Source organism: Parafrankia sp. BMG5.11 (assembly GCF_004337455.1).
Genome location: NZ_SJXI01000014.1, coordinates 374,931 through 401,624, shown reverse-complemented (window position 1 = coordinate 401,624; position 26,694 = coordinate 374,931). Strand labels below are relative to the sequence as shown.

Here is a 26,694-nt window from a genome sequence, read left to right as displayed (position 1 = left end):
TGGCCGAGGCTGTCCGCTGGTCCTCGTGACGGGGCCAATTCAGCTCACGGCTAGCCGCTCGTTATTGGTGCAAGTACGATCGCGCTGATCTCGATCGCGTCATCGGTGTCCCCGAGTGGCAGAAGGTCCCCCACCTCGGCCCCCAGGATCGCTTGCGCCAACGGTGCCTTGAACGAAATCGTCCCCGACGCCGGGTCGGCTTCATCGTCGCCCACGATCCCGAAGTGTTTTGACCTTCCGTGGATCAGCAGGTGCGCGGTGACGCCGAATTCGACTTTATCACCGCTAGCCGGAGGCTGCACTTCAGCGGTGATTTGCCGCGCTTGCCAATAGCGCAGGTCGCGCTTGATCGCGGCAATCTTCGCGTCTTCGGTCGCGAGCGCGAGCTCTTGCTGAAGACGCCTGACGGTCTCCCCGATCAGCTCAAGACCGCGCGCCGTCACCCAGTTTGGACCGGCCGGGACGGGCAGCTCAAACTTGGGCTCCAGGTGCTCTTCGTCGCTATCCCGGCGGAATGCGACGCTCATGGGACACCGCTTTCCTCGGGTATCCAGGGCGCTGAGCGGACCATGACCGTCTGAAAGAGGGGCGAGGCGATGTGCTCCTCCAACCAGGCGTGCAGATGGTGAAGCGGCTGGCCCAAGAACCACTCGCGGTCGACCGCCGCGAACTGCCGGACGAAGGGCGTGATGGCTGCATCCGCAAGGCCGGGCTCCGGTCCGCACAACTGCCCTGCGGGGGCTAGCCGAGCGTCGAGTTCAAACAGGATATCCATCGCCCAATCACGATGGGGGAGCGGATCGGAATCGTAGCGGTCGGGATATTTGTAGCGATCGAGCGCATGCTTGAACTGGCCGTCGATGCGCGCAATCAGCGCGGCATCGTCGCGTGCAAGCCAACCGGCGGGATCATGTCGCGCCAGCGCCCAGTGCATGATCGACAGGCTCTCGTCGATGACGGTGCCGTCTTCGAGCACGAGCACCGGGACTGTCCCTTTGGGTGATGCAGCCAACATGGCGTCCGGCTTGTGAGCGAGCTTCACTTCGCGGAGTGTGTAGGGCGTCTCGCTGATGGCGAGCGCGAGCCGTGCCCGGATGGCGTAGGGACACCGGCGAAAGCTGTAGAGGATCGGCTCAACCATCGGGGCCTTCGCCCGATTTCCGCAAGACAGCGCCGACGTGGGCCCGTCCCTGTAGGGCCGCCTGCTGTTCCTGCCGATGTCGCTCCCGATAGGACGCCCTTTGCTGCTCGTCCCGTTCATCGTGGCACGCCGGGCAACTCGCTCCCGCTTCGTACAAGGGGGAAGCCAGGTCTTCAGGAGCGACCGGCCGGCGACAGGCGAAGCACAAGCTGTGCGTGCCCGGCGCAAGTCCGTGTCCCACCGCCACTCGCTGATCGAAAACGAAACATTCGCCGTGCCAGCGACTATCCGTTGCCGGGACATGCTCCAGATAGGCGAGGACGCCGCCCTTGAGATGGAAGACCTCGTCGACCCCCTCTCGCTTGAGGAATGCTGACGCCTTTTCGCAGCGGATTCCCCCGGTGCAGAACATGGCCACCCGGGGCCGCTTCCCGGAACCGAGCAGGCGATGCCGTTCATTGCGGAACCACTCGGGGAATTCGCGGAAGGACGAAGTGCCAGGATCGACAGCGCCGGCAAAGGAGCCCACCGCAACTTCGTATGCATTGCGCGTGTCGATGACGATCGTATCGGGATCGTCAATCAGGTCGTTCCAGTCGCCAGGCGCCACATAGGTTCCGGCGCCCCTCACCGGATCGATCCCGGGCTGTCCCATCGTGACGATTTCTGCCTTCAGACGGACCTTCAGACGGTGGAACGGCATGATCGACGCGGCGGAGAATTTGACCTCCATTTCCGCAAAGCCGGGCCAGCTGCGGATGCGACCCAGCACGTGGTCGACGCCTTCCATAGGTCCGGCGATCGTGCCGTTGATTCCCTCGGAAGCCAGGAGCAGCGTGCCCTTTACGCCTTGCGCGCGGCACAGCGTTTCCAGCTCTTCCCGCAGCGCGCTGGACGCATCGAGCCGGGCAAAGCAGTAGAGGGCGGCAACGCGGATCGTGGGGAAGGGCTGTTTCGTATGCACGGCAGTCGGCCCGCTCAACGCTGCTTCTTGGATGGGCTGGCGTTGAAATCCGGATCCTTCTTGTCCACCCAGTCCACGAATTTGCGCATGTTGGGGGCGGCGAGGATCGCGTCCACATCAAGGGCGTGGCGCTGCAGCTCCGAATTGGTGAAGTTGGCGATCAGCGTCTGCTGGCAGATCGGATGCATAGGCACGACTTCGCGCCCGCCCCGGCTCTTGGGCACGGGATGGTGCCAGACGATCGCCTTGCCCAGCGTGCGCCCGCACAGCCAGCACGGTGCGACCGAGGGTACCTGGTCATCCTCCTGTGCGGGGTCCTCATAAGGGCCATGTTTGGGATGCTTGCGGGCCATCTGGGTCGTTCACCGGTCATATTCTGAGGCTTCACCTCGAAGTGAGTTCGAAGCAGCGCGGCTCCTTTATGTACCTGCGGCCCGAAAGTCTGCTTCTAAGGTGGCGTTTCTTACACAAGGCGACATGTCCAAGACGCGTCGCGCGTGGTCCCGGCCCAGTTGGTCACGATAGCAGGGCGGGCAAACCCTGATAGGCGATGGCCACGATTGCGAGCGCCTGCCCCATCCCGGCGATACCGGACACCCAGGTGTCGAACGCGTCGGCGTCCGCTCGCCGTTGTCTGAGCACGTTGATCAAGAGCAACCCGGCCGCTGCGCCACAGGCAATCGTCAGCAACCCGACCAGCCATCGCGCGATTTCGGTCCCGGGGAACACGCTGGCGATGATATACGCGCCGGAGAACTGCGCCGCCCAAAAGAGCGGACCACTCAGCATTCTCACCCACGCTCTCACGCCGCACCGAGCGGGACGATGCGCATCAGAATGGCAGTCGCGGCGCCTTGTGCCGCTGTGTATCCGAGAAAGAGACACACGACATCGAAGGTAGTGTTGGCGGGACGGCTCACCAGGTTGCGGCTCGTGCGTGCCGCGAGGTAACCGGCCATGAGCAGACCGACCGCGATCAGGAACCCCTGGAGGGCCAGGAACGCATGTGAGAACGCACCTTGCGAGGTGAGTTCGGGGTCAAACCCCTGCGCCTGCCAGGTGAACCAGTCGACCGCGAACGCGCCCGTCAGGAACACGGCAGCGAACAGGACGGCGGCGGTGGGGCTCCACAAGGTCGATTTTTCGCGCGGCAGCAACCAGCGCGCAAGGATCAGCAGCAATCCGCCCGCAGCGTACAACGCCGCGATCGGGACTGCCCACCAGCGTTCGGTCGGTGGGGCCCAGAAGCTGGGATGTACGCCGTACACGAACAGGTAGCCGAACACCGCCATCAGGAAGACCATCGCTGCGACCACCAGCACGCAGACGATGGCCCACCAGCCGTGGCTGCTAGGGCCGGTGCGATACGTCGGCAGCATGATACCGGCACCGACATCGACTTCCTTGGTTTCGACCGGCCGATCGGTGTCCCACAGCCAGCGCAGGATCGCGAACGTCGCCAACGGAAGGCAGATGATCGACGGCACGTAGGCCTGAACGGTCAGCAGCAGGAAGAAGCCGGCCGTGAACGCGGCCGCGGCGAGCGGCCAGACCGATGGGCCCATCATGATCTGGAGGTATTGCGGCTCGGCCCGCACGGGGCTCGTGATCAGCGTTTCCCGCAAGCCCGTGACGGAATTGGGGAGGAAGTATCGCCCCTGTTCGACATCGTCGGCGAGGTCGGGATCGTCCCACAGCGGTGTGCGGCTTTTCACCACCGGGATGCTGCGGCTGGAGTAAAGACCCGTCGGCAACCATTCCAGCGTGCCCCCGCCGTACACGTTGCCCACGTCATCTTCGACCGTGAAGCGAAAGTTGCGCGCCAGATCCACCAGGAAGACAGCCACGCCCGCACCCAGGACGAATGCCCCTGCGGTGGAGATGAGGTTGGTCCATTCCCACTCCATGCCCGGCAGATACGTGTAGACGCGGCGCGGCATTCCCATAAGTCCGGTCAGGTGCATCGGCAGAAAAGTGATTTGCATTCCGGCGAACATCAGCCAGAACACCCACTTGCCCAGCCGCTCCGACAGCGCGCGCCGGCTGGTCATCCCGAACCAGTAATAGAATGCCGCGAAGACCGGGAACACCGCCCCGCCGATCAGCACGTAATGCAGGTGCGCGACGATGAAGTGCGTGTCGTGCGCCTGCCAGTCGAAGGGCACCATCGCCACCATCACGCCGGTCAGCCCGCCCATGACGAACGTCACGATCCCGCCCACCAGGAACAGGGTCGGCGTGTTGTGGACGGCCCGGCCGATCGCGAGCGTCGCGATCCAGCTGAATACCTGAATACCGGCCGGCAGGCTGACGGCCATGCTAGCCGCCGAAAAGAAGCCCACGGACAGGCTCGGCATGCCGGTCGCGAACATGTGGTGGGCCCAGACGCCAAAGCTGATGAAGCCCGTGGCCAGCAAGGCGAGCACGATGAGCTGGTATCCCACCAGTTCGGTCTTCGCGAGATTGGCGACCATCATCGAAACCAGCCCCGCCGCAGGCAGGAAGATGATGTACACTTCCGGATGCCCGAAGAACCAGAACAGGTGCTGCCACAGCATCGGATCGCCGCCGCGCGCGGCGTCGAAAAACGGCCAGTTGAGCGCCCGTTCCATTTCCAGCAGCAAGGTGGCCAGGATCACCGCTGGGAAGGCGATCAGGATCATGCCCGCGAACACCAGCATCGCCCAGGCGAACAGCGGCATGCGCGCCAACGTCATCCCCGGCGCCCGGGTCTTGAGCACCCCCACAAGAATCTCGATCGCACCCGCGATCGCCGAGATTTCGATGAAGCCGATGCCCAGCAACCAGAAATCGGCATTGATGCCGGGCGAGTACGTCATGCTGGTGAGCGGGGGGTACATGAACCAGCCGCCGTTCGGCGCCAGTCCGACGAAGATCGAGGCAAAGAAGCACAGCCCGCCGATCAGGTATGCCCAGAAAGCATATGCCGAGAGGCGCGGAAATGGCAGGTCCCGTGCGGCCAGCATCTGCGGCAGCAGCATCACCCCGATCGCTTCCATGATAGGGACAGCGAACAGGAACATCATCACCGTGCCGTGCATGGTGAAGAACTGGTTGTAGGTTTCCTGTGGCAGAATTCCCAGCATCGGCAGCGCGAGTTGTGCGCGCATGACCAGCGCAAGAACGCCGGCCAGCAGAAAGAACAGGAACGCGGCGGCCACATACCACACGCCGACGTAGTTGTTGTTGACGATCGTCAGCCGCGCCCAACCGGTGGGCGCGGCCCAGACTTTTTCCAGCTGCTCCAGCTCGCCTGCGGGACGCGGCCCCGTGGTTGGGAAGCGATCGTACAGCGCCGGGTCGAAGCCAGTTTCGGACTTCACTTCTGCGCTTCCAGATACTGGGCCAGCTCGGTCAGCTGATCGCTCGACAGCATCGTGTAGGGCGGCATGCGGTTGTTAGGCTTGATCGCCTGGCTGTTGCCGATCCAGCCCATCAAGGTTCCGCGGTGGTTTTGCAGGATTCCGGCCCCCACCGATCCCCGCGCGCCCATGTAGGTGAGGTCCGGTCCCGCCAGACCGTTCGCCGCGGTTCCGGCGATCCGATGGCACGCGGCACAACCTGCGTCCTGAAACAGCCTGGCCCCCGGTATTGTCGCGGTTTGTGGCGCGGTCTCGCGCATCCTGCGCGCCTGCATCATCTGCGCGAACCGTTCGGGCGGGTGCGCGATCACGGTGAAGCCCATGAGGGCGTGTGGACCACCGCAGAACTCGGCACATTGTCCGCCGAACGTGCCGGGAGCGTCCGCTTGAATGCGCATCAGGTTGCGCCGGCCGGGGATCATGTCGAGCTTGCCCGACAGTCGCGGCACCCAGAAGCTGTGGATCACGTCGCCGGATTCCAGTTCCAGCACCACCGGTTCCCCGGCGGGGATGTGAAGCTCGTTGGCATCGTGAATGACGGCGTTGCCGCCTTCGTCGAGATAGGCGACCCGCCACCACCACATCTCGCCGGTGATGCGTACGCGCAGCTCATCCCCCCTGATGTCGTCCGACAGATGGCTCGTCAGCGACAAGCCATAGACCAGCAATGCTGTCAGGACGACCAGCGGGAAGGCAATCCCGCCGACCCAGATGACCGACTTGCCGCCCAGTTTTTCCTGGAGGGAGCGGCGACCGAACAACGCCACGTAGAGCGCGGCCAGCACCACGAGCAGGACGACAGCGCCCATGGCGAACAGGATCCAGCTGAGCAGCGTGACCGATCCTGCATACGGACCGGCAGGGTCGAGAATCGGAGGAGGCCAGCCTTCGAACATTCAGCGTTGCCCCTTTTCGTAAAGATACGCAGCCACGTCGCGCGCATCGTCGGCGCTGACGGGCATCGCCGGCATGCCTGATCCTGGTACAAGCGCCGGCGCGTTCTGGATATATGCTGCCAGGAGATCGGGCCGATTGGGGAGCTGTCCCGCGATCAACGCCCGGTTGGCAAGGCCGCCCAATGCGGGTCCGACAGTTCCCTTGGGCCAGTCGACGCCGGGGATCACGTGGCAACTGCCGCAGCCCACGCGCTCTATGACCTGCAAGCCTGCTTGCGCATGGGCGCCTGGCATGGCCTGGCGATCATCTGGCGGAGGTTTGCAACTGACAATCGTCAACGACAGCAGCGCCAGCCGGAACCCCCTGTTGGGCCGGCTGGTTGAGCGGTTGAAATGCTGCGACGCTCGCTGACCCTTTGCCTGACGACCGCGTCGCTGACTGGCTGCACGGCTGCGGATATCACTTCGCTCGATCGATTTGCCGCGACTGGCGAGTTGGTGGCGTTGAGCGGGGCCGGCGCGGGTGCTGCCAATGCGTGCGTCACCTGTCACGGCCTCCAGGGGCAGGGCGACGGGGCGGGCGCTCCCCGACTGGCAGGGCTCGATGCCGGATATCTTGAACGACAATTGGGCGCTTACGCGGAAGGGCAGCGGTACCATCCGCAGATGGCCTGGATCGCCGGGCGGTTGAGCGAGCGCGAACGCGTCTCGGTCTCCATCCATTACGCGAACCTTCCGTTCAATGTGCCCGCGACTGGCACCGCTGGCCCCGAAGGCGCTGCGCTTTATCACCGCGGCGATCCAGCGCGCGGGCTGCCATCGTGCGCCAGCTGCCATGGGTCCGGCGGGGCGGGGATCGGCCCTGCCAACCCGCCACTCGCAGGCCAAAGCGAAGCTTACCTGGGCGAGCAGATGGACCAGTGGCGCACGGGACGTCGGCGCACTGATCCCGGCGCGGTGATGATGCGGATCAGCCAGCTTCTGACTCCCGCCGAGGCCCGGGCGGTGACGGCGTATGCCGCGCGCCTTGACGGTCGTCCTGCCAATCCGGAATCTCCGGCAGCATCCCGCGCAGCACATCGTGCCGATCCCAGAAGTGATGCTTCAGGGCCGCCCCTACATGTGCCGGAATCAGCAAGAGCAGCAGAATGACCGACGCGGTGTGAACGTCTTCCGCAAGGTCGAGGATCACGAACGCGATCCGCGGGTCAAGCGATGCGAACGGGAGCTGCGGCCACGGCACGACGCCGGCGAGATACAGCGGACCGGGCGGGGCGATCGCGGACCACATCATCCAGCCCGACAGCGGCAAGGTAAAAAACGTCAAATAGAACAGCATCGCCGTCACATGCGCGATCTGGGTCTGTACGCCTTGCGTGTCGGCATCGTTGTAGGGATCAGTGATCAGTATGCGCCATCCGATCCTGCCGACAGCAAGCAGCAAAACCGGTAAGCCCGCCGCGCTGTGCACCTGATATGCCGCGACCTTGTCGCCTCCCGGCATCATCCAGTCGGTCCAGAAGCCCCAACCGATCTGGAACAGCACCAGTGCAGCCATGATCCAGTGAAACGCGATCCCGACGGGTGAGTATCGCCCGCGCCGGGTGTAGCTGTTACCCCAGGCGCGAAGGCGATCGATCACGCGGCGATCTCGCGATCTTCGCGCGCCATCCAGCGTCCCGCCACCCACAGCGCGGCCGCAAGATACAGAGCGGCCGAGGGGGCCCACATGATCAGCCCGGCCAATTGCTGATCCTGCAGCGGCGTGTACCCCCAAGACGCGGTGGTGAAATAGTGCGGCGCAAAAAGCGGTCCGCGTGCAAAGGTGATGAGCGCCCCGAGCAGGCCCATCTGCACCGTGCTGACCAGCAACGCCGCGACCGCCGACAGCCCGCCCGCGCGGCGCACTGCACTCCAGAACCCGACAGCCGTGCCCAGCAGGGTCAACTGCATCGCCCAGTATGTCGCGTCACTCGACAACGCCGCTTCATACATCGGCGGAGCGTGCCACAGCCAGAAGGTGAGGGCGTGAACGCCAGTCCAGAACGCCAGGCTGCCGCGCCAGCGCTTGATGCGCACTGGCAAGGCGTACACCAGTAAAGGCGCAACGAGTGCGGTCAGGACCACATGGTGCGTCACGCGAGCAGAGAACAGCGCGGAACTCAGCGCGCAGAACGGCGAGACGAACAGTATCATGGAGAGCGCAATAGCCGTTCCAGCGTGGGCACGCCGGTCGCTCCATCGCCATGTGACGAATGCCGCAAGTGACAAGCCTGCAAGCAGGATCGGATCGAAATTCCAGCGCGCCAGCAACTCGGCCGGCACCGGCGCGGCGCCGCAGTAAGGTGCCCACGCCGGCGCCGCTGAGGCGTTCACAGGTCCGCTGGCGCCGGACGCGCTCCCGATGGACTGGTAGGGGTGACCCGCCACAACGTGTTGGACAGGTCGTCGGCGACGATCAGTGCCCCGCGCGGATCGACGGTAACCCCGACCGGACGCCCGAACGTTTTCCCATCCGCCTGGAAACCGGTCACTACGTCGACTGGCTTTCCGGCTGGGTGTCCGCCGCGAAAGGGAACGAATACGACCTTGTATCCGACCGGGACCTCGCGGTTCCAGCTACCGTGCATCCCGACGAAAGCACCTTCGGCGAAGGGCCCGCCCATCGCTGCGGTCGAGAATGCAAGGCCCAGCGGCGCGGTATGTGACCCCAGACTGTAGTCCGGCCGTACCGTCTTGCCGACCATCTCTTCCTTGAAGGGCTGCACACGCCGATCGGGGTTGCTGCCCCAGTAAGCATAAGGCCACCCGTAAAATGCGCCTTGCCGCACCGACGTAAGGTAGTCGGGCACCAGATTTGCGCCCAGCTCGTCACGTTCGTTCACCACGGCCCACAATTCGCCGATCCCTGGCTGCACCGCCAGCGCGGTCGGGTTCCTGAGGCCGGTCGCAAATCGGCGCGAGGCACCGGTCTCGACGTCCACTTCCCACACCATGGCGCGTTCTTCCTCAACCGCCATGCCACGCTCGCCGATGTTGCTGTTCGACCCGATGCCGACATACAGGAAGCGGCCATCGGCGCTGGCGGCTAGCGCCTTGGTCCAGTGATGGTTGATTTCGGCCGGCAGCTTTGTGAGCAGGACCGGCGCCCGGTCCGCGCGCGTCTGGCCGGGTTGGTAATCGAAATAGACCAGCGCGTCCTGATTGGCGACGAACAACCGGTTGCCGATCAGCGCGAGGCCATATGGGGCATTGAGCTTTTCGGCAAAGACAGTCCGCCCCTCATACACGCCGTCGCCGTCTGCATCGCGCAACAACGTGAGCCGGTCGCCGCCTTTGACCGAACTGGTGCCCTTCTTCTTGATGAAGCCGGCGATCATATCCTTCGGCCGCATGACGGGTGCGTCGCCGCCGCCTTTCCCCTCGGCCACCAGGATGTCGCCATTGGGAAGGACCAGCGACTGACGCGGGATCTTGAGGTCGGTGGCGATTGCAGCGATCTGATACCCTGAAGGCACCACTGGCCTTCGATCGCCCCACCCGGCGGGATCGGCGATGGTCATGCTGGGGAGCAGGCCACGGTTTGCTTCGGGCAGGGTAGGGGTCGCGCCGTACTGGTCGACCTCCTCCTCGCGTCCGCATCCGGACATCAGGGCGAGCGCGGCTGCCGCCAGAAGGATCTTACCGGTCATCGTGCAACCTCCCTTTTCCGCGCGCTGAAGCCAAGCCAAACTGCCGCGCAGGCCAGCAGGAATACCAGAACGGACAGGATCAACCCGGCTGGCATCGTAGCCCAGGCATCCTTCGCGTGAACCAGCGCGTTGATGAACCCAAGGACGAACACACCAACTACCACCGCGACAAAGATCCACGGCCTGCGTCCGGACGAGGCAGGCAGGAGAGCCGAGACGAGCGACCAGGCGAGCGCAAGACCGACGATCACCAGCGCGCCCGCGTTCAGCCAGGAGGCGAAGTTGCTCCATTGGATGTTGAAGGTGTTCGAATAGGCCCAGTCGCTCAGCCATGTCCCCAGAAACAGGGGCAAGCTCGTCGCAAACAGGACCGCAGGTCCCCGGCGGGGCACCCCGTGGCTCAATCGCGTCGTCATGGCAGATCCCCTGTTTATTGGCCCGGACTAAATGTTCGCGTAAGCCTGAGATTGCGCGCATTGGCCTGATAGCGAAGAACGACTGGCGAAAGTCTTCAACGCGCGCGAGCTTGTATGACTAATGCACAAACATCAGTTTTGTTCTCAAACACTGGAGGCCGGCCCGTGGGAGAAGATTAGGGACGGATGATCTGGCGCGATCCAATCCTCGATGGCAGGGATGAATTAGACCCTGGCCGGACCGGTCTTCGTCCCGCTATCGTCAACCGCCTTCTTGCGCTCCGAATATTTCTTAAGCGCGTATCCGCCGGCTGCTGCCGCGATCATTCCCGGGATGCCAAAACGGCGGGCAAGCGCGACGGATGCGATCCCGACCAGCGCCCCGCCGGATTCGTTGGCACCGCGCGTGTGTTTAGCGGCCTTCGCGCCAAGGACGCCGCCAATGATCTTGCCCAACATCAAGTAATCTCCTTTTTCAGAAAGACGCAGACCCGACATGGTTGTTCCGCGCCTGGGGTCGTTGTCGGTGGCTCGCCAAGCCGCTACACCGTCAGCTTCGCGAGTGTCTGGCGGTCGATCTTGCCGGACAGCCCTGGCACCTCATTCAGCTGTCGCAGGCTATCGAAGTGCCCGCGTTCATCGCGATAGCGGACGATCTCAAAGCCGTGCCCCTTCAAGCCGTCGAGACTGTCCAGTTCCTCGCAACTGGCGTGATTGACGTTGAGCATTGTTGCTATTCCTCCGCATCCTCATCCGCATCTTCCACCAGGTCCTCCAGCGACTCGTCGTCGTCCTCCGGGCTCACATACTCAAGCGGGTTGAGGCCGAGTTCGGCGGCGACCTCCAGCTGGGTAGCGACGACGATCACTTCGCTGCCGTCCTCCAGCTCGATCACGGTGGTGCCTTCTTCCTCCCCGGGTGTCAGCTGGACGACTTCGTCGGAATCGATATCGACGTCATCGGCATCGGGTGTTTCAAAGCTTGCTGTCGGCATGGTGACCTCCTGTGATCAAATCTCTGCAACGCAATTCCGGATGTGCGGGGAGGTTCCGCGGTTGTGCCAAGCCGCATAATCCGGGCCCGCGAGGGCGTTTGCCTCGGGTCGGGAGCGACCGCTCTCATCGCATCTTGCGATGCGTCCCCAAGCGCATAGATGGTATGCAAGACCTCTCGGCTGCCCCGCAGTCGCCAACGGCAAGGATTGATCATGCGCGAATATCTGCAGTTCTACATCGGCGGACAGTGGGTCGATCCGGTCTCTCCCAAGACACTCGACGTGATCAACCCGGCGACCGAAGAGGTATGCGGCCATATCTCGATGGGTTCTGCGGAAGATGTCGATCGCGCGGTGAAGGCCGCCCGCAAGGCATCCGAAACCTGGTCGTGCACTTCGCGTGAAGAACGCATCGAGGTGATGGAGCGGATTGTCGCCGAATATAAGAAGCGATACGACGACATGGCCAAGGCGATCACCGAGGAGATGGGCGCGCCATCCTGGCTCGCCCAGCGCGCGCAGGCGGCAATGGGCGTGGGCCATTTGCAGACCGCTATCGAGATCCTGAAGACCTACAAGTTCGAAGAAGATCGCGGCGCTACCCGGCTGGCCAAGGAGCCGATCGGCGTGTGTGGCTTCATCACCCCGTGGAACTGGCCGGTCAACCAGATCGCGACCAAGGTCGCGCCGGCACTGGCGACGGGCTGCACGATGGTGCTCAAACCATCGGAAGTGGCGCCTTACAGCGGCTACATCTGGACCGAGATCCTCGATGCGGCAGGCGTTCCGGCAGGGGTGTTCAACATGGTCAACGGCGATGGCCCTACGGTAGGCGCGGCGATCAGTTCGCATCCCGGGGTCGACATGGTGTCGTTCACCGGTTCCACCCGCGCCGGCATCGAAGTCGCCAAGAACGCTGCGGCGACGGTCAAGCGGGTCCATCAGGAATTGGGCGGCAAGAGCCCGAACATCATTCTTGAGAATGCAGACTATCAGAAGGCAGTGGGCGGCGGCATCGCATCGGTGATGGTCAACTCCGGCCAGTCGTGCAACGCACCCACCCGCATGCTCGTCCCGCACGGCAAGATGGACGAGGCGATCGCGATCGCCAAGGCTACCGTCGAGGCGCATGATGTCGGCGACCCCAATGGCAATGCGAAGATGGGGCCGGTCGTCTCCGAGGTGCAGTTCAACAAGATCCAGAGCCTGATCCAAAAAGGGATCGAGGAGGGCGCGACCCTGGTTGCTGGTGGGCCCGGCCGTCCGGAGAGCCTGGACAAGGGGTATTACGTCAAGCCGACGGTATTCGCCAACGTGACCAACGATATGACCATCGCGCGCGAGGAAATCTTCGGGCCGGTAGTATCGATCGTGGGCTACGAGACCGTGGAGGAAGCCATTCAGGTCGGCAACGATACCGAGTACGGGCTGGCTGCGTACGTGTCCGGCAACGACCCGGACGAAGTGCGGCGGGTGGCGTCCAAGTTGCGGGCGGGTCAGGTGAGCCTGAACGGTGCATCACCAGGCATGATGGACCCCTTTGGCGGCTACAAGATGAGCGGCAACGGACGCGAATGGGGTGATCACGCGTTTGCCGAGTTCCTCGAGACCAAGGCGATCATCGGCTACACCCATCAATAATCGCTTCCAGCCGGGGGCGCGGGTCCTCGCAGAGCCGGAACGGGGTAGCCCGCGCAAGCTTGCCCGCGCGGGCTGCGGCGTTGACGGGGCGGGCGCGTTGTTGCCAAGGCCATCGGCGGACCCGCCCGATCAAGGATACGCTACATGAAAACCCGCGCCGCCGTCGCTTTCGAGGCCAAGCAGCCGCTCGAGATCGTTGAACTCGACCTCGAAGGGCCGAAGGCGGGTGAGGTGCTGGTAGAGATTATGGCGACCGGCATCTGCCACACCGACGCCTACACCCTGGACGGCCTCGACAGCGAAGGGCTGTTCCCGAGCGTGCTGGGGCATGAAGGCGCCGGGATCGTGCGAGAAGTGGGCGCGGGCGTGACCAGCGTGAAGCCCGGCGATCACGTCATTCCGCTCTACACGCCAGAATGCGGCCAGTGCAAAAGCTGCCTCAGCGGCAAGACCAATCTATGCACGGCAATCCGTGCCACCCAGGGCAAGGGGGTGATGCCCGATGGGACCAGCCGGTTCAGCTACAAGGGCGAGACGATCTACCACTACATGGGCTGTTCGACCTTTTCGAACTTCACCGTGCTGCCGGAGATCGCGGTCGCTAAAATCCGTCAGGACGCCCCGTTTCAGTCCAGTTGCTACATCGGATGCGGAGTGACGACCGGCGTGGGCGCAGTAATTAATACGGCAAAGGTTCAGCCGGGTGACAACGTTGCGGTGTTTGGGCTGGGCGGCATCGGGCTCAACGTGATCCAGGGCGCGAAGCTGGCCGGGGCAGGCAGGATCGTCGGCATCGACATCAACCCGGATCGCGAGGAATGGGGCCGCCGGTTCGGGATGACTGACTTCCTGAACACTGCGGGCCTGAGCCGCGATGAGACCATCGCGCAGGTTGCCGCACTGACCGACGGCGGGGCAGACTACAGCTTCGACTGCACCGGCAATACTGAAGTCATGCGCACCGCGCTGGAATGCTGCCACCGCGGCTGGGGCACCAGCATCATCATCGGCGTGGCGGAAGCGGGGAAGGAAATTGCCACCCGGCCGTTCCAGTTGGTCACCGGGCGCAACTGGCGCGGCACGGCTTTCGGCGGTGCCAAGGGCCGCACCGACGTGCCCAATATCGTCGACATGTACATGGACGGCCAGATCGCCATCGACCCGATGATTACCCACGTGCTGACCTTGGATGAGATCAACAAGGGCTTCGACCTGATGCATGCCGGGGAAAGCATCCGCAGCGTGGTGGTGTACTGATGGAGCAGGTGAGCGCCGTTCGCAGCCACGGCGGCACCCAGGGCGTTTACACCCACCATTCACGGGTTACCGGCACACCGATGACGTTCGCCGTGTTCGTGCCCGATCACGCGCCGGGTGAGCGCCTGCCGGTGCTGTGGTACCTGTCGGGGCTTACCTGCACCCACGCCAATGTGATGGAGAAGGGCGAATACCGCGCGGCATGTGCGGAACACAAAGTCATCTTCATCGCGCCCGACACCTCGCCGCGAGGCGAGGATGTGCCCAACGTCGACGAATACGACTTAGGGCAGGGGGCGGGGTTTTATGTCGATGCGACACAGGCGCCATGGTCGGCCAATTTCCGGATGCGCAGCTATATCGAAAACGAGCTGCCAGACCTGATTGCGCGAGAGTTTCCTGCCGCCGACATGACGCGCCAGGGAATCACCGGACATTCAATGGGCGGGCACGGAGCGCTGACAATCGCGCTGCGCAACCCGGGACGATTTCGCTCGGTCAGTGCGTTCGCACCGATCGCTAGCACCCTCAATTGTCCATGGGGCGAAAAGGCGCTGTCCGGCTACCTCGGCCCTGACAGGGATGGATGGCGGGAATACGTTGCCTGCGCCTTGATCGAGGACGGAGGGCGCTTGCCCAGGCTGCTTGTGGACCAGGGCACGGCCGATCCCTTTCTGGCAGAGCAGCTCAGGACCGATCTGCTGCAAAATGCTTGCGATGCGGCGGGAATGACTGCGACCATTCGCCTGCAAGAGGGTTACGATCATTCGTACTTCTTCATCTCGACCTTCATGGCCGAGCATGTGGTCTGGCACGCGGCTAGCCTCCACGGGGCGCCCTAGACACCATCGCGGGGAATTTCGGCTGGCGCTCGCGCCGCTCAGGGAGTCAGCCGGCGATGGGCCCCGTGCTCCGATAGACCCCGGCAAACCGATCGATGGCCGACTGGAGCGACGGCATCGTGCGTCCGCGGTGGCTGGTAAGAGGGCAGAAGCCGGGCCGTTCGGCAATCCACCCGGCTTGCGCAGCCGGAATGGCGGTGATCAGATCCTCGGCGGAGCCCGTCGCCGCAGCCAGGCGCCGCGCGAACTGATACCAGCTGACGCCTTCGTCGTTGGTGAGGTGCCAGATCCCATCTTCGCCATCGATCAGCAGGTCGATCGTCTCGCGGCACAAGTCGGGGACGTAGGTCGGTGATACCACGCAATCGTCGACCGCCTTGAAGCGCTCCCCCCGGCGAAGCATGTCGATGCAATGCACGGCGAAGTTGTAGCGGTCGTGCGGCGAGAAGAAGGCTGCCGTGCGGACAATCAAGGCGCCATCGACCTTGGCCAAGGCGCCTTCCAGCGCAACCTTGCTGGCTCCGTACACGTTGCGCGGCGCCGTCGCGGCGTCTTCCGCATAGGGGGCGCTGGCCGTTCCGTCGAACACCAGGTCGCTGGAGAAGCTGACGCTGGCGATGCCTTCCTTCGCACAGGCTTCCGCCAGCGCGATCGCTCCGGTTGCATTGGCGGCATGGCACGCCTCGCGCTCGGCTTCCGCGTCATCGACCCGCACCCACCCTGCCGCGTTGATGACCGCCCAGGGCTGGTGCCGCTCAATCGCGGAGGCGACGGAGCCCGCGTCGAGCAGATCGAGCTCGTCGCGCGCGGTAATCACCGCGGGCAGGTCGCGGTGATGACACTCGCTCGCAAATGCCCGGCCGAGCGTGCCGGTGGCCCCGGCGATCAAGATCGGCCGGATGGCCGCTTCGCTTGTCTTACGGTGAACCGCCATCGGAGCAGGAGCGGCCGCGCGGGGGAAGGCGAGCCGGATGTCACGCCGCCACCATCCGTTACCGGCGCACTTTGCGGGCAAAGCCCCGCGGGCGCGAATGACATTCGCCAAAGCGGTCTCGCGCGGATGGCCGGAACTGACGTCGAAGGCGCCCGGCTCGTACCGGCCTTGCTTCGTAAGGAGCGTGTCCCAGCCCCGGCTGCCGAACAGCGCCCAGGCGGTCACCGCACGCACATCGACCCCGCGGGCGCGGGCCGCGCGCGCAGCCGCCCAAGCTTCGGCGAGCCACCTGATCTGTTCCTCCCGCGTGCAACCGTTATGCACTTCGGTAAGTGCAAGAGGGCGGCCATAGCGGCTCCACGCCTCGTCGATCGCACCCCGCAACCCCTGCGGGCCGGGGTCGAGCGCGCGGACTGCTTCGACGTCGGCGAACCGGGTCCGGTCGCTCCCGCCGACGGTTTCAGGAGGATAATTATCGGTCCGATGATCAAGCAGGCGGTCACTGGTCAAATAGTGGTTGATGCCGATCACGTCGGGCGGACAGGGATCGGCGTGGATGGCTTCGAGCCGGGCCTGCAGGCCATATCCGCACAGGCGGGGCCACAGCGGGTGATGCGCATCGACCATCCCGCACAGCAGGTCCCAGCTCATCCAGCGCCGCTGGTTGTCGAACGCCGCCTGGTCTCGCACAGCGACGGTCGCGTACGTTCGGCCAAGATCTTCGGTCTGGATCAGACGAGCCGCCGGATTGACCCTTCGGATGGCACGCATAGCCAGGCGGGTGGCATCAATCTGATTGAGCAGAGCTTCCCAGAACGATCGCTCGTCGGTTAGGTGGGGGTACCAGAAGCCGTAAAGGGCTGAGAAGCGCGCGGTGGTGAGCGGCTCATTCACCGGCGTCCAGTCGTCGATCCAGGGGTATCGCTCCACCGTCCGGGCAGCATGATCCGCAAGGCCGGCCGCAAAGGCGGGGTCGAGCAGTGACGTATGCCGTGGGCCGCTGCCATGATGGATAAGCCCGGCGATAATGCCGATGCCGGAGGCGCGGAGCGTGCTTACACCCCGGTCGGTCCAGGTCCAGTCAGGAGGTCGATCCGGCGCAGGAGACACTCGCTCCCACAGGATCGGGAAGCGGACGGCGGACAAGCCCAGCGTGGCCATTAAACCGAAGTCACCATCGCGCGAACCATGCTTGGTCGCGCACAACTGGTCGCCGAAGGCATCGTTAACCCGGTTAACCGTGCACTCGGCGCCGCCCCAGGCTTCGATAATTTCCGTCAGGTTCTCGCTCCGATCGCGTTCCTGAATAACAAATATCAAGTATCTGATTTCGCTGGCATAACCACGGAACCTTGCAGGGAGATAACGGTTCCCTTCACTCAACAGCAAGGATTCGACATGACGGACAAGGCCATGGTTCCGGGTGAGCGGGACGTAATGGGTGGGACGCTGATCTGCTTCAGCCATCTTCGCTGGAATTTCGTTTTCCAACGCCCGCAGCACCTCATGACCCGTCTCGCTCAATTCAACCGGGTGTTTTTCTGGGAAGAGCCGATCGAACGCCACGATGGCGGTGCGCCGGAACTGTCGGTCCAGCTTGATGCTGCGAGCGGCGTTACCGTGATCACGCCGCAATTGCCGGCAGGGTTGAGCGGCGAAGACGCCAACCGGATCCTCGCTGAGCTGCTGGACAATCTCGCCACCGGTCTGACCGGCCGCATGGTCCTGTGGTATTATACTCCCATGATGCTGCCGATCTCGCGGCAGCTCAACGCGGATTGCGTCGTATACGATTGCATGGACGAGCTGGCCAACTTCCGGTTCGCTCCGCCAGAGTTGCTGCCGCTGGAAAGCGAACTGATCGGGCGTGCCGATCTGGTCTTCACCGGCGGATACAGCCTGTACGAGGCCAAGCGGGACCGCCATGCACGGGTGCATCCGTTCCCCTCGAGTGTCGATGGCCCGCATTTCGCGGCTGCGCGTGAGGGCGCGGACGATCCCGCGGATCAGGCCGGCTTCCCGCGGCCGCGCCTCGGCTTCTATGGCGTCATCGACGAGCGGCTCGATCTGGAGCTGCTCTCGACCGTGGCCGATGCACGTCCGGACTGGTCGCTGGTGATGGTCGGGCCGGTGGTAAAGATCAGCGAAGACGACCTGCCGCGCCGCCCCAACATCAATTACCTGGGCGGCAAGGACTACACCGATCTGCCTGCGTATCTCAGCGGCTGGGATGCCGCATTGATGCCGTTTGCCATCAACGACGCCACCAAGTTCATCAGTCCCACCAAGACCCCCGAATACCTCGCTGCGGGCCGTCCGGTGGTGTCCACCCCGATCACCGATGTCGTGCGCCACTATGGCGAGTTGGAAGGCGTGTTCATCGCCGGCGAGGCAGATGCCTTCATCGATGGTTGCGAGAAGGCCCTCGCACTCGGCAAGCAGGGGACCTGGCTCGACGAAGCCGACCGTGCGCTGGCGACGATGGACTGGGATCGCACGGTGACTGCAATGTGGCGCCTCGTGGACGAGCGGGTCGCCGAGAATGCAAAGCAGAGCTCGATCGTTTCGCCCAGGGGACTCGGCCCAGGCGAGGACGGTTACGACGTGCTGATCGTCGGCGCTGGATTCGCTGGCGCGGTGATGGCTGAACGGTTCGCAAGCCAGGAAGGCAAGCGAGTGCTGGTGGTCGACCGGCGACCTCACATCGCGGGCAATGCATACGACAAGCTCGATGATGCCGGGGTGCTGATCCATCAGTACGGGCCGCACATCTTCCACACCAACAGCGCTGAAATCTTCGACTACCTGTCGCAGTTCACCAGCTGGCGGCCGTATGAGCATCGCGTTCTGGCGCAAGTCGATGATCAGCTGGTGCCCATGCCGATCAACCGCACGACGCTCAACATGCTCTACGGGCTCGACCTGAAGAGCGATGTCGATGTCGAGCAGTTCCTCGCTGCCCGCGCGGAGCCGCTCGAGACCATCGAGACCTCGGAAGATGTCGTGGTCGCGGCGGTCGGCCGCGAATTGTATGAGACGTTTTTTCGCGGGTACACACGCAAGCAGTGGGGCCTCGATCCGTCAGAGCTGGACCGCAGCGTGACCGCGCGGGTCCCGACCCGCACCAACACCGATGATCGCTATTTCACCGATCGCTATCAGTTCATGCCCGCGAACGGATATACCGCGATGTTCGAACGGATGCTCGATCATCCCAATATCGATGTGCTGCTGGGGACGGATTACCGCGACATCCGTGACGTTTATCCGCATGCGCACCTCGTCTACACCGGGCCGATCGACGAATTCTTCGACCACCGCTTCGGCAAGCTGCCGTATCGTTCGCTGCGCTTCGAACACCAGACGTTGGAGCAGGAGTGGTACCAGGAGACCGGCACGGTCAACTATCCCGACGAAGCGGTGCCGTTTACCCGCATTTCCGAATACAAGTACCTGACCGGTCAGGATCATCCCTGCACCAGCGTGACCCGCGAATATCCTACGGCAGAGGGCGATCCGTATTACCCGATCCCTCGCCCGGAGAACCAGGAACTGTTCAAGCGTTACGAAGCGTTGGCGCGCGCGCGAACCGATGTGACGTTCGTGGGACGGCTGGCGACGTACCGCTATTACAATATGGACCAGATCGTCGGGCAGGCGCTCGCATCCTTCCGTCGCTGGCAAGCCGCGCACGCGGCGGGCGAACAGCGCGAGTTGATCGCCACCGCCGCCTGATCGTTCCGCTCTCCCGCGTAAATCGCTTGCCATGCCCACCTCCGAACGGCAGGTTGACGCAAACGTAAAGCTGCACGGGAGAGCGGACGATGGCCTTCAAGACGCGGATCACCGAAATGTTCGGGGTCGAAACTCCGATCCTGATGGGCGGCATGACTGGCGTCGGGTACGGAGAGTTGGTCGCGGCGGTTGCCGAGGCGGGTGCGCTGGGTTTCATCACCGCGCACATGTTCCCCTCCGGGACCGCGCTGAAGGAAGAGATCGACAAGGTCCGCGGGCTTACCAGCAAGCCGTTTGGGGTGAACCTCACGCTGCTGCCGTCGATCAACCCAATCCCTTACGATGAGTATCGCGAAGCGATCATCGAAAGCGGCCTGACGATCGTCGAAACCGCGGGCCGGGCGCCCACCGACCACCTTCCTGCCTTCAAGGAGGCCGGCGTGCGCGTCATCCACAAATGCACCAGCGTGCGCCATTCGGAAAGCGCGGTGCGCAAGGGCGTCGACGTGATCAGCATCGACGGTTTCGAATGCGCCGGCCATCCCGGTGAAGATGACGTTGGCCTGGTGGTCCTGCTGCCCGCGACCGTGGATGCACTGCCAGATACGCCCATCGTCGCCAGCGGCGGCATGGCCGATGGGCGGGGCTTGGTCGCCGCGCTCGCGCTGGGGGCGGACGCGGTCAACATGGGCACCCGATTCTGCGCCACGCAGGAAGCCGCGATCCATTCACACGTAAAGCGCAAGATCGTGGAGAACACGGAACTTGATACCGTGCTGGTCGGACGACCTTTCCGCAACACGGCGCGAGTGGCGCGCAACGCAGTTTCGGAAGAAGTGGCCACTATCCAGCGCAACCCCAACACCACGTTCGATGAGGTCAAGCACCTGATGGCCGGCGCGCGGGGCCGCGACCTCGTCTACGGGCAGGGCGACATGGATGGCGGTATCTGGAGCGCTGGACAAAGCCAGGCGCTGATCCACGACGTCCCGACGTGCAAGGAACTGGTCGCCAACATCATGGCCGAGGCCGAAGCGGTGCGCAGCCGGATCGACCGGATCGCTGGCTGACGCACCCGCACGAGGGGCAAGACGGGCACCAGGAGCCTTTCCTTAAGGAATTCGCACGCTATAGGGGCGCCGGTCTGCTGGGGCGTCGCCAAGTGGTAAGGCACCGGTTTTTGGTACCGGCATTCGCAGGTTCGAATCCTGCCGCCCCAGCCATGTTTCTCTCAAGTCCTTGATTTATCAAGATGCGCGTTGAGCGCAAAGGGCTTGGGATGGGGTTTTGATACACAGACCTGATACACAGAGCCCTCCGAGCCGTAGGGCGCCATCGTCGTGAGCGGCGTCCCCAACACGATACGGAAGGCCGGCATCTACCATTTTCGCAGGCGCATCCCTATGTGTCTTGCGGGTACCTTTGGTCGCGCCGAACTTGTGAGAAGTTTGCGCACCAATGACACCCAGCTCGCCCGGAGCAGGTCGCGGCGGCTCTATCTCCAGTCAGAGGCTATTTTCAGCCTTGCACGAGGTGTGCCGATGCTCGACGACCAACAAATCTCGTCTTTGCTCCAGCAGTTTTTCGCTAGCGAACTGAACGCGGAAAACCAGATTCGAATCTCCACTGGCGTTCAGTTCGACGAAACCAATCGCCAAGCGGCGCTTGCCTATTTCGATCGTCTCGGCGTCGAAGTAAGTGGCGCGCTTGCCCGCAATGAGCTCGCGCGCGCTGACCCTTGGGTGGATACGCTGCTTAGTCGGGAATTGTCCGGTCTCACCTTAGACCCGGTCAGCCGCTCCAAACTCCGACAAGGCGTCCTCCGGGCCAGTCTCGAGATCGCCAAAGCGATGCGGAAACGGTTCGAGGGTCAGTTCCATCACGAGCCTGCCGATCCGCTTCTGCAACACACATCCTATTCTGCAACGACCTTGGAAATTGTGCGCCCCAGCACGTCCACATCTGAGGCCGTCAGTCCGCTATTTTCCGAGCGCGCCGAGCAGTATCGCGCCAAGCGCCTGCGCCTTGCCACGTGGGACCCGCAAACGGCGCTTCAAGCGCGCAAGACCTTCGCGTTGTTTGCTGAAGTGTGCGGGGACCGGCCGATCGGCGGATATGTTCGAACCGACGCGGTCAAGTTCAAGGACACCTTGATCGAGTTGCCAGCCGACTACGGTAAGGCGGCAGAGTACCGCGGTTTGCCGCTCGCCGAAATTGTCAAGCGTACCAAAGCGACTTCCAACAAGCGCCTGGCGCCTAGAACGGTCCAACGGCACCTGTCCGCGTTGGCTTCGCTGTGGGGCGACCTCGTAGAAGCAGGTCAGTGCGACACAACGATCTTCGGTAACTTCAAGCTGCCAACAACCAAGCGGGCCAAGGACCAGCGCGATATGTGGTCGAGCGAACAACTTACCCGTCTCTTCGACACACCAGTGTGGCGGGGTTGCGCATCTGCCACCCGGCGGTCGAGGCCTGGGGATGTGATCGTGTGCGACGAGAAATTTTGGCTGCCGTTGATCGCGCTATTCTCCGGAATGCGGCAGGAAGAAATTTGCCAGCTTCATCTAGAGGACATTCGGCAGGTGGACGACGTCTGGGTGTTTGACGTGAACGACACCCCGCCACGCCAGCTTAAGAACCGAAATGCCCGCCGGATCGTGCCGATCCACCAGCGCCTCATTGAGCTGGGCTTGCTCTCATATGTCGAGGAAATGCGGTCGACCTGCACCGCGCGGTTATTCCCGCACCTGGAGCCCGGCGGCGCGGATCGACGTTTCGGCCACAATTTCTCGAAGTGGTTCGCCCGCTATCGCCGTGATGTGGGACTTTACCAAGTCGGCCTCGACTTCCATTCGCTACGCCATAGCGCGACGACTTTCCTGTTTCATGCGGGTGTCGACGCTGTTCTAGTCGATGCGCTTACCGGGCACGAAACAGCGGGCGAAACAGCACGCTACACGAAGAATTTCCAGACAAGCCAGCTGAAGCAAGCCATCGACAGGCTGACCCCGCACGTAGACCTGGGGCATCTGGCAAGGCGAACGTCCGACTGCCCTTCAAGTTAAGCGCCATCGAGCCTCGCTCGCTTCACCACCAAGAGGGCCAAGATCGATGCCGGTCATGTGGGTCGATGGGCCAAGTTGCGCGCTCAGCAGCTACCGCAGCATTGTGGGCAGTATGCTCAAGCAAGAGGCCATCGGCTGGGAAAGCCCGCTCGATTTCTGCCAGGCGCTGAGCGCGACGGTGCAGTTCGTCAGACCTGGCCGCATGTTCTTTCAACTCCCAGGCCGTGAAAAGCCTGGACCATTTACGGTCAGCCCAGGCCGACAGGTGCCCCATCCGATCCGCGGCAGCCGTTCGCTGTTGGCCCTCGTTGATCGATGCTGAAATAGCATACCGTCGAGCCTCCACATGGCCGAGCGGCCCTCGGCGTGACGGCGGAACCTTCAACAGGTCGAGCACGCTCATACCATCAACCCTGACAATCGGGTCGATGCCCCGCCAAAGCTCTCGCATTAGCGTCCAGTGGAGCGGTAGATTTGTGGTCCCTACCACCGCGCTGAGTTGGCGTTCGAGGCGGGCCTTGGGGCCATTGCGCATCTCCCACCGGTCTAGGAAGCTTGTCAGATCGGACAGCAGAGAAGGAGGCAGCGCGAAGACAATCTGCGAAGAGAGCTGCCCACCAAGATTTCTTTCGTGCAGGACAATTCGGTGAAAGTCTGCCCGCGGACCGGCGATCTCGGCATGTCGCTCAAATAGCCGTGCGCGGATCTGGCGAGTGAGACCGGATATAAGTTCGACCGACGCCCGGTCATCACTAGTCAGATGGTCGACGACAAGAGCGGAGTTGAAACCGACCCCGTAAGCTTGGACCATGAACGTCGCCGCTTCGTAAAATTCCTGCGCCTGAGGCAGCGTAAGCCACTCGCCTCGTCGCGAGACGATGCCTTTGTTGTCGCGTGCCCTCCACAAGAGGCGCTTGCTCTTGGTCGGCTGATTAATCGGTCGCTGAGCTGCAGGTGCCAGATCAGCATCAGCTGGCGCACTCGAATATTTAAGCAACAAGCAAAAGCGGATAACGTGTGCCTCGAGCTTGGTGCTCGTCTGCCCAGACCCAACGGTGCTCCAAAACTCGAGACTTTCGTCCAGCAATCCGTCAAGCGTGCGCCCGAGCTCAGCCGCACGGTCGGCAAACTGGGACATAACGAAACGGCACGCATCATCATCAAGAAGATAAGTGAGTTTGTGGCTACCCCGTTGCCCGCGCCCGGTTGCCGTGAATCGCACCGTCAGGTGAGTCAAAACCTGCAGAACTGCGTCTATGGTTTCGGCTGGACCTAGGGTCATTCGCTCCAAGGCAGCGAGCGCCTTTTCGGGCCTCGCGCCAAGGCAGTGTCCGAGAAGAGCGAGAATTCCAGAAGACCGATCGCGCAGCAGTGTATTGCGCACGGTGACAAGAGAAACCCGGTTTGTCGGATCGGCAATTCGCGCTTGGTCGAACCAGCCGGCAAGCGAGCGGTAGCCGCGAGAAAAGGTGGCGATCAGATCGATTGCTTCGGGCTCCGCAGCAACATCCTCCAATTTCGCCAAGTGAGCCAGATAGGCCCGGGCTTGAGCAAAATCGGGCACGGCCAAGGGGAGGTGCCGGGTACGATCGAGAAGCGGACGACTAAGGTCTCGCTCGTCTATTAAGGTGAAGATGCACACCAGCGGCCAGTCGCGTTCTTCGAGAACATCCAATAGCAGATCTTGTGCCGGCGGGGTGAGCGCTTGCGCCTCATCGAACAGCACCACACGGTTCCGTCCGTCAAAGACCACCCCGGTCAGGTAGTCGCGAACCAGATCGTCGATGAAATCTTTTCTGCCGCGCGATGGGCATCTGATGCGTTCAAAGTCGGCTAGCTTGTTGGCGCGAAAAGCTAAACACGCCGAACACGCGTTGCAGGCTGATCCGGCGTCGGTGGGATTATGGCAGACACTGCCTTGCGCATAAATCAGGCCAAGGGTCGACTTGCCGGTGCCACTTTCTCCACTGAGTGTAATATGGCCAGGCCGTTTCGACAGCACGTCCTTTCGAAGTTGGGACGTGATGAGGTCGACGCCAAATGCCTGATCGAAGGTCAACGGGCGCGCGCGGTTGCTTAGCTGATCGGTCATGTTGCGATTCCATCGCGCCCGGAAGCCACTCCTGTGTGCGCGGGCTCAATTGGCATTGGCATCATTTCTGCTCGGCCAACCAGGTCAACGGGCCCGCGCGCTGGCGTTGGCGGCGAGGCGTTCTGGCGTACCCTTGACTGAACGGTTCGCGCTAATGAAGTGGGTGATCTGACAGCAGTCACGCTCGACCGAAAGTGTAATGCCAGCCGGCAGGAATTTGAGGTAAGCAGTTGCAGCGTTGCTCGCGCAGGCGAGCCGCAACACGCTGCTGCTAACTGCCAAGGGCGTTACCTCCGACGGCACTTCGTCAATACGGTTGAGGGCGACGGCTGCTCGCCCGTGGTCGCCGCCGGGGGCCATTGCGAAGATGTCCAAATGCATCCCTTCATCCTGCTCCACCAGGCCAAGGTAGATATGATTGGGACTTTCCTTTTTTTCCCTCGGATGCACGACACTCACGAAGTTGACTGCTGTGTGCAAATCGAAAAGGGACACCGTGCAGTCCGCAGTCACAGGGGGCAGCTGATCCAGCGCGGCCTTCGTCACCGGAAACGGCTGGCTTGCCAGGCGCGTGCTGGCAGTGAGCAGCCCGTCGTTGACGAAGAGTTTGTCGTCCGCACACCAGGCTGTGAAATCGTCGATACGCCGGAGCAAGGCGATGATCGCGCGTACATCCCCGACCGGCAGATCGAAATTGAGGCCGTCAAGAAGGCCGGATTCGTGAAAGCTAAACGCGCCAGCATTGCCCCCGCCGCATGCGTGACCGTTGGCGATACTAATGACCGACCAACGGTCATCTCCTCGCGCCAAGCCCGAATAGGTGCTGGCAGAGACGATCGCCTCGCCCACCTCGCTGGCGATAACCGAAGAGAGATGCTGTGCCGCTTCGGGCGGTGCTGGCATCACCTCAGGGGTTGGCTGCAGCTTACTCGGCAATTCAGCGAGATACGTGTCGAACGCGATGCGAAAACTAGTTCCGTCTGGGGCCAGAGATAGCGTTACGGGCCGGTCGACGCGGTCAAACTTGGGTGCCCGCGGTAGCGCCCACTTCTCCTTTCCGGCGTCGTCACGACGCGGACGAACCGAGAACGTCTTTGTTGCCGTGGCGTAAGGCTCATGAGAGAACATGCCGTAAGATTGGCGGTTGAACAGCGCTTCTAGCTGCGCCGAGGCGACCGCGATGGTACGCGGCACCTCGAGTTCAGCCAAGGCAGCCACGGGCAGCTTCAACTCGCATGCTGTTCCTCCCTTGATATTGCTGAAGCGCATTCCGCCCCGTTCGAAGGTGATGAGAATTTTATGCAACTCAGACCCGCCGTTTCCGCTGGTTAGCGTCGGCCGATCGGAAGGCGGCAAGAATGTGGCCGCCACTGCGCCCACTAAGTCTCCAGCCCGCACCGTGAAGCAAAGCGAATGGTTATCGCTGTCGTCGGTGCTGGTTGTTGCATAGGGCAAGGGCATGTCGCAGGCGCCCTGGACGCCGGCATCAGGTTGGGTTGCGTGCGCGGCGTTGATTTGATCGAGCCCAGCGCGCGCCCGCGCGACTGCCGCCAGGTCGTCTTCGCTCAGGGCAGCAACGTTTGGGATGATATCATCTTGTGGTGTAAACTCGTTCGGATCGAGGTCCATATTTCTGCTCCTT

At 63.0% G+C, this 26,694-nt stretch carries 24 protein-coding genes, 1 tRNA gene and 2 pseudogenes; 9 read left to right on the top strand and 18 right to left on the bottom strand.

Annotated features, from left to right (window positions below):
• Positions 1 to 50 precede the first annotated feature (50 nt).
• The 8 genes from E0504_RS10600 to E0504_RS54115 all read right to left on the bottom strand — a co-directional run bounded on the left by E0504_RS10600 (position 51) and on the right by E0504_RS54115 (position 6,723).
• Positions 51 to 527 (bottom strand): GreA/GreB family elongation factor, encoded by a 477-nt coding sequence (locus tag E0504_RS10600; RefSeq protein ID WP_131623772.1) that lies wholly within the window; start codon positions 525 to 527, stop codon positions 51 to 53.
• Positions 524 to 1,141, bottom strand: coding sequence for a glutathione S-transferase (locus E0504_RS10595; protein ID WP_131623770.1), 618 nt, complete (start codon positions 1,139 to 1,141; stop codon positions 524 to 526). Before E0504_RS10595 ends, E0504_RS10600 begins: the two co-directional genes overlap by 4 nt.
• On the bottom strand, positions 1,134 to 2,123 hold the full coding sequence (locus E0504_RS10590) for a rhodanese-related sulfurtransferase (RefSeq protein WP_207912452.1): 990 nt from the start codon (positions 2,121 to 2,123) through the stop codon (positions 1,134 to 1,136). The genes E0504_RS10595 and E0504_RS10590 overlap by 8 nt, the downstream gene beginning before the upstream one ends.
• On the bottom strand, positions 2,120 to 2,458 hold the full coding sequence (locus E0504_RS10585; protein WP_131623767.1) for a hypothetical protein: 339 nt from the start codon (positions 2,456 to 2,458) through the stop codon (positions 2,120 to 2,122). The genes E0504_RS10590 and E0504_RS10585 overlap by 4 nt, the downstream gene beginning before the upstream one ends.
• A gap of 163 nt (positions 2,459 to 2,621) precedes the next feature.
• Positions 2,622 to 2,894: a hypothetical protein gene (locus E0504_RS10580; RefSeq protein WP_131623765.1), complete on the bottom strand. Its 273-nt coding sequence runs from the start codon at positions 2,892 to 2,894 to the stop codon at positions 2,622 to 2,624.
• 14 nt (positions 2,895 to 2,908) lie between these two features.
• Positions 2,909 to 5,449: a cbb3-type cytochrome c oxidase subunit I gene (locus E0504_RS10575; protein ID WP_131623763.1), complete on the bottom strand. Its 2,541-nt coding sequence runs from the start codon at positions 5,447 to 5,449 to the stop codon at positions 2,909 to 2,911.
• The gene (gene coxB / locus E0504_RS10570; RefSeq protein WP_131623761.1) at positions 5,446 to 6,384 is read right to left on the bottom strand and encodes a cytochrome c oxidase subunit II; all 939 of its coding nucleotides are present in this window, start codon (positions 6,382 to 6,384) and stop codon (positions 5,446 to 5,448) included. Before coxB ends, E0504_RS10575 begins: the two co-directional genes overlap by 4 nt.
• Positions 6,385 to 6,723: a c-type cytochrome gene (locus E0504_RS54115; RefSeq protein ID WP_207912451.1), complete on the bottom strand. Its 339-nt coding sequence runs from the start codon at positions 6,721 to 6,723 to the stop codon at positions 6,385 to 6,387. It abuts the gene before it with no gap.
• A 54-nt stretch (positions 6,724 to 6,777) separates the two neighbouring features.
• Here E0504_RS54115 and E0504_RS54110 point away from each other — a divergent pair.
• Positions 6,778 to 7,377, top strand: a pseudogene (locus E0504_RS54110) (cytochrome c); the annotation flags it as partial.
• Here the strand turns inward: E0504_RS54110 and E0504_RS52025 are convergent.
• The 7 genes from E0504_RS52025 to E0504_RS10525 form a co-directional block, all read right to left on the bottom strand.
• On the bottom strand, positions 7,355 to 8,026 hold the full coding sequence (locus tag E0504_RS52025) for a cytochrome b (protein ID WP_131623759.1): 672 nt from the start codon (positions 8,024 to 8,026) through the stop codon (positions 7,355 to 7,357). The pseudogene E0504_RS54110 and the gene E0504_RS52025 sit on opposite strands and share 23 nt — an antisense overlap.
• The gene (locus E0504_RS10550; protein WP_207912449.1) at positions 8,023 to 8,709 is read right to left on the bottom strand and encodes a cytochrome c oxidase assembly protein; all 687 of its coding nucleotides are present in this window, start codon (positions 8,707 to 8,709) and stop codon (positions 8,023 to 8,025) included. Before E0504_RS10550 ends, E0504_RS52025 begins: the two co-directional genes overlap by 4 nt.
• Positions 8,710 to 8,756: 47 nt before the next feature.
• On the bottom strand, positions 8,757 to 10,076 hold the full coding sequence (locus tag E0504_RS10545) for a sorbosone dehydrogenase family protein (protein WP_131623755.1): 1,320 nt from the start codon (positions 10,074 to 10,076) through the stop codon (positions 8,757 to 8,759).
• The gene (locus E0504_RS10540) at positions 10,073 to 10,492 is read right to left on the bottom strand and encodes a DUF2231 domain-containing protein (protein WP_131623753.1); all 420 of its coding nucleotides are present in this window, start codon (positions 10,490 to 10,492) and stop codon (positions 10,073 to 10,075) included. The genes E0504_RS10545 and E0504_RS10540 overlap by 4 nt, the downstream gene beginning before the upstream one ends.
• A gap of 225 nt (positions 10,493 to 10,717) precedes the next feature.
• Positions 10,718 to 10,951, bottom strand: coding sequence for a hypothetical protein (locus E0504_RS10535; RefSeq protein WP_131623751.1), 234 nt, complete (start codon positions 10,949 to 10,951; stop codon positions 10,718 to 10,720).
• Positions 10,952 to 11,034: 83 nt separating this feature from the next.
• Positions 11,035 to 11,220, bottom strand: a complete 186-nt coding sequence (locus tag E0504_RS10530) for a helix-hairpin-helix domain-containing protein (RefSeq protein WP_131623749.1) — start codon at positions 11,218 to 11,220, stop codon at positions 11,035 to 11,037.
• 5 nt (positions 11,221 to 11,225) lie between these two features.
• Positions 11,226 to 11,486 (bottom strand): hypothetical protein, encoded by a 261-nt coding sequence (locus E0504_RS10525; protein WP_131623748.1) that lies wholly within the window; start codon positions 11,484 to 11,486, stop codon positions 11,226 to 11,228.
• A 213-nt stretch (positions 11,487 to 11,699) separates the two neighbouring features.
• Here E0504_RS10525 and E0504_RS10520 point away from each other — a divergent pair, with 213 nt between their 5' ends.
• From E0504_RS10520 to fghA, 3 genes are all read left to right on the top strand, one after another.
• Positions 11,700 to 13,127, top strand: a complete 1,428-nt coding sequence (locus E0504_RS10520; RefSeq protein ID WP_131623746.1) for an aldehyde dehydrogenase family protein — start codon at positions 11,700 to 11,702, stop codon at positions 13,125 to 13,127.
• A 144-nt stretch (positions 13,128 to 13,271) separates the two neighbouring features.
• On the top strand, positions 13,272 to 14,384 hold the full coding sequence (locus E0504_RS10515; protein ID WP_131623744.1) for an S-(hydroxymethyl)glutathione dehydrogenase/class III alcohol dehydrogenase: 1,113 nt from the start codon (positions 13,272 to 13,274) through the stop codon (positions 14,382 to 14,384).
• Positions 14,384 to 15,226, top strand: a complete 843-nt coding sequence (fghA, locus tag E0504_RS10510; protein ID WP_131623742.1) for an S-formylglutathione hydrolase — start codon at positions 14,384 to 14,386, stop codon at positions 15,224 to 15,226. The genes E0504_RS10515 and fghA overlap by 1 nt, the downstream gene beginning before the upstream one ends.
• Positions 15,227 to 15,272: 46 nt before the next feature.
• On the opposite strand, the gene E0504_RS10505 is transcribed toward fghA, so the two are convergent.
• Entirely contained in the window at positions 15,273 to 17,549 is a 2,277-nt protein-coding gene (locus E0504_RS10505) for a family 1 glycosylhydrolase (protein ID WP_207912448.1), read from the bottom strand.
• Between the two features lie 117 nt (positions 17,550 to 17,666).
• Between E0504_RS10505 and glf the strand changes: the two genes are divergently transcribed.
• The 5 genes and pseudogenes from glf (at position 17,667) to E0504_RS10485 (ending at position 22,960) form a co-directional block, all read left to right on the top strand.
• Entirely contained in the window at positions 17,667 to 19,895 is a 2,229-nt protein-coding gene (glf, locus tag E0504_RS10500) for a UDP-galactopyranose mutase (RefSeq protein WP_131623955.1), read from the top strand.
• 89 nt (positions 19,896 to 19,984) lie between these two features.
• Positions 19,985 to 20,965 (top strand): nitronate monooxygenase family protein, encoded by a 981-nt coding sequence (locus E0504_RS10495; protein ID WP_131623740.1) that lies wholly within the window; start codon positions 19,985 to 19,987, stop codon positions 20,963 to 20,965.
• A gap of 78 nt (positions 20,966 to 21,043) precedes the next feature.
• Positions 21,044 to 21,118: transfer RNA gene (locus E0504_RS10490), tRNA-Gln, on the top strand.
• A 117-nt stretch (positions 21,119 to 21,235) separates the two neighbouring features.
• Positions 21,236 to 21,415 (top strand): annotated as a pseudogene (locus tag E0504_RS54105) (DUF6538 domain-containing protein); the annotation flags it as partial.
• A gap of 21 nt (positions 21,416 to 21,436) precedes the next feature.
• On the top strand, positions 21,437 to 22,960 hold the full coding sequence (locus tag E0504_RS10485; protein ID WP_165938467.1) for a site-specific integrase: 1,524 nt from the start codon (positions 21,437 to 21,439) through the stop codon (positions 22,958 to 22,960).
• Between the two features lie 22 nt (positions 22,961 to 22,982).
• On the opposite strand, the gene E0504_RS10480 is transcribed toward E0504_RS10485, so the two are convergent.
• A complete protein-coding gene (locus E0504_RS10480) occupies positions 22,983 to 25,052 on the bottom strand; it encodes a hypothetical protein (RefSeq protein ID WP_131623736.1) in 2,070 nt (689 codons plus the stop codon).
• A gap of 84 nt (positions 25,053 to 25,136) precedes the next feature.
• The gene (locus E0504_RS10475; protein ID WP_131623734.1) at positions 25,137 to 26,681 is read right to left on the bottom strand and encodes a hypothetical protein; all 1,545 of its coding nucleotides are present in this window, start codon (positions 26,679 to 26,681) and stop codon (positions 25,137 to 25,139) included.
• Positions 26,682 to 26,694: the final 13 nt, after the last annotated feature.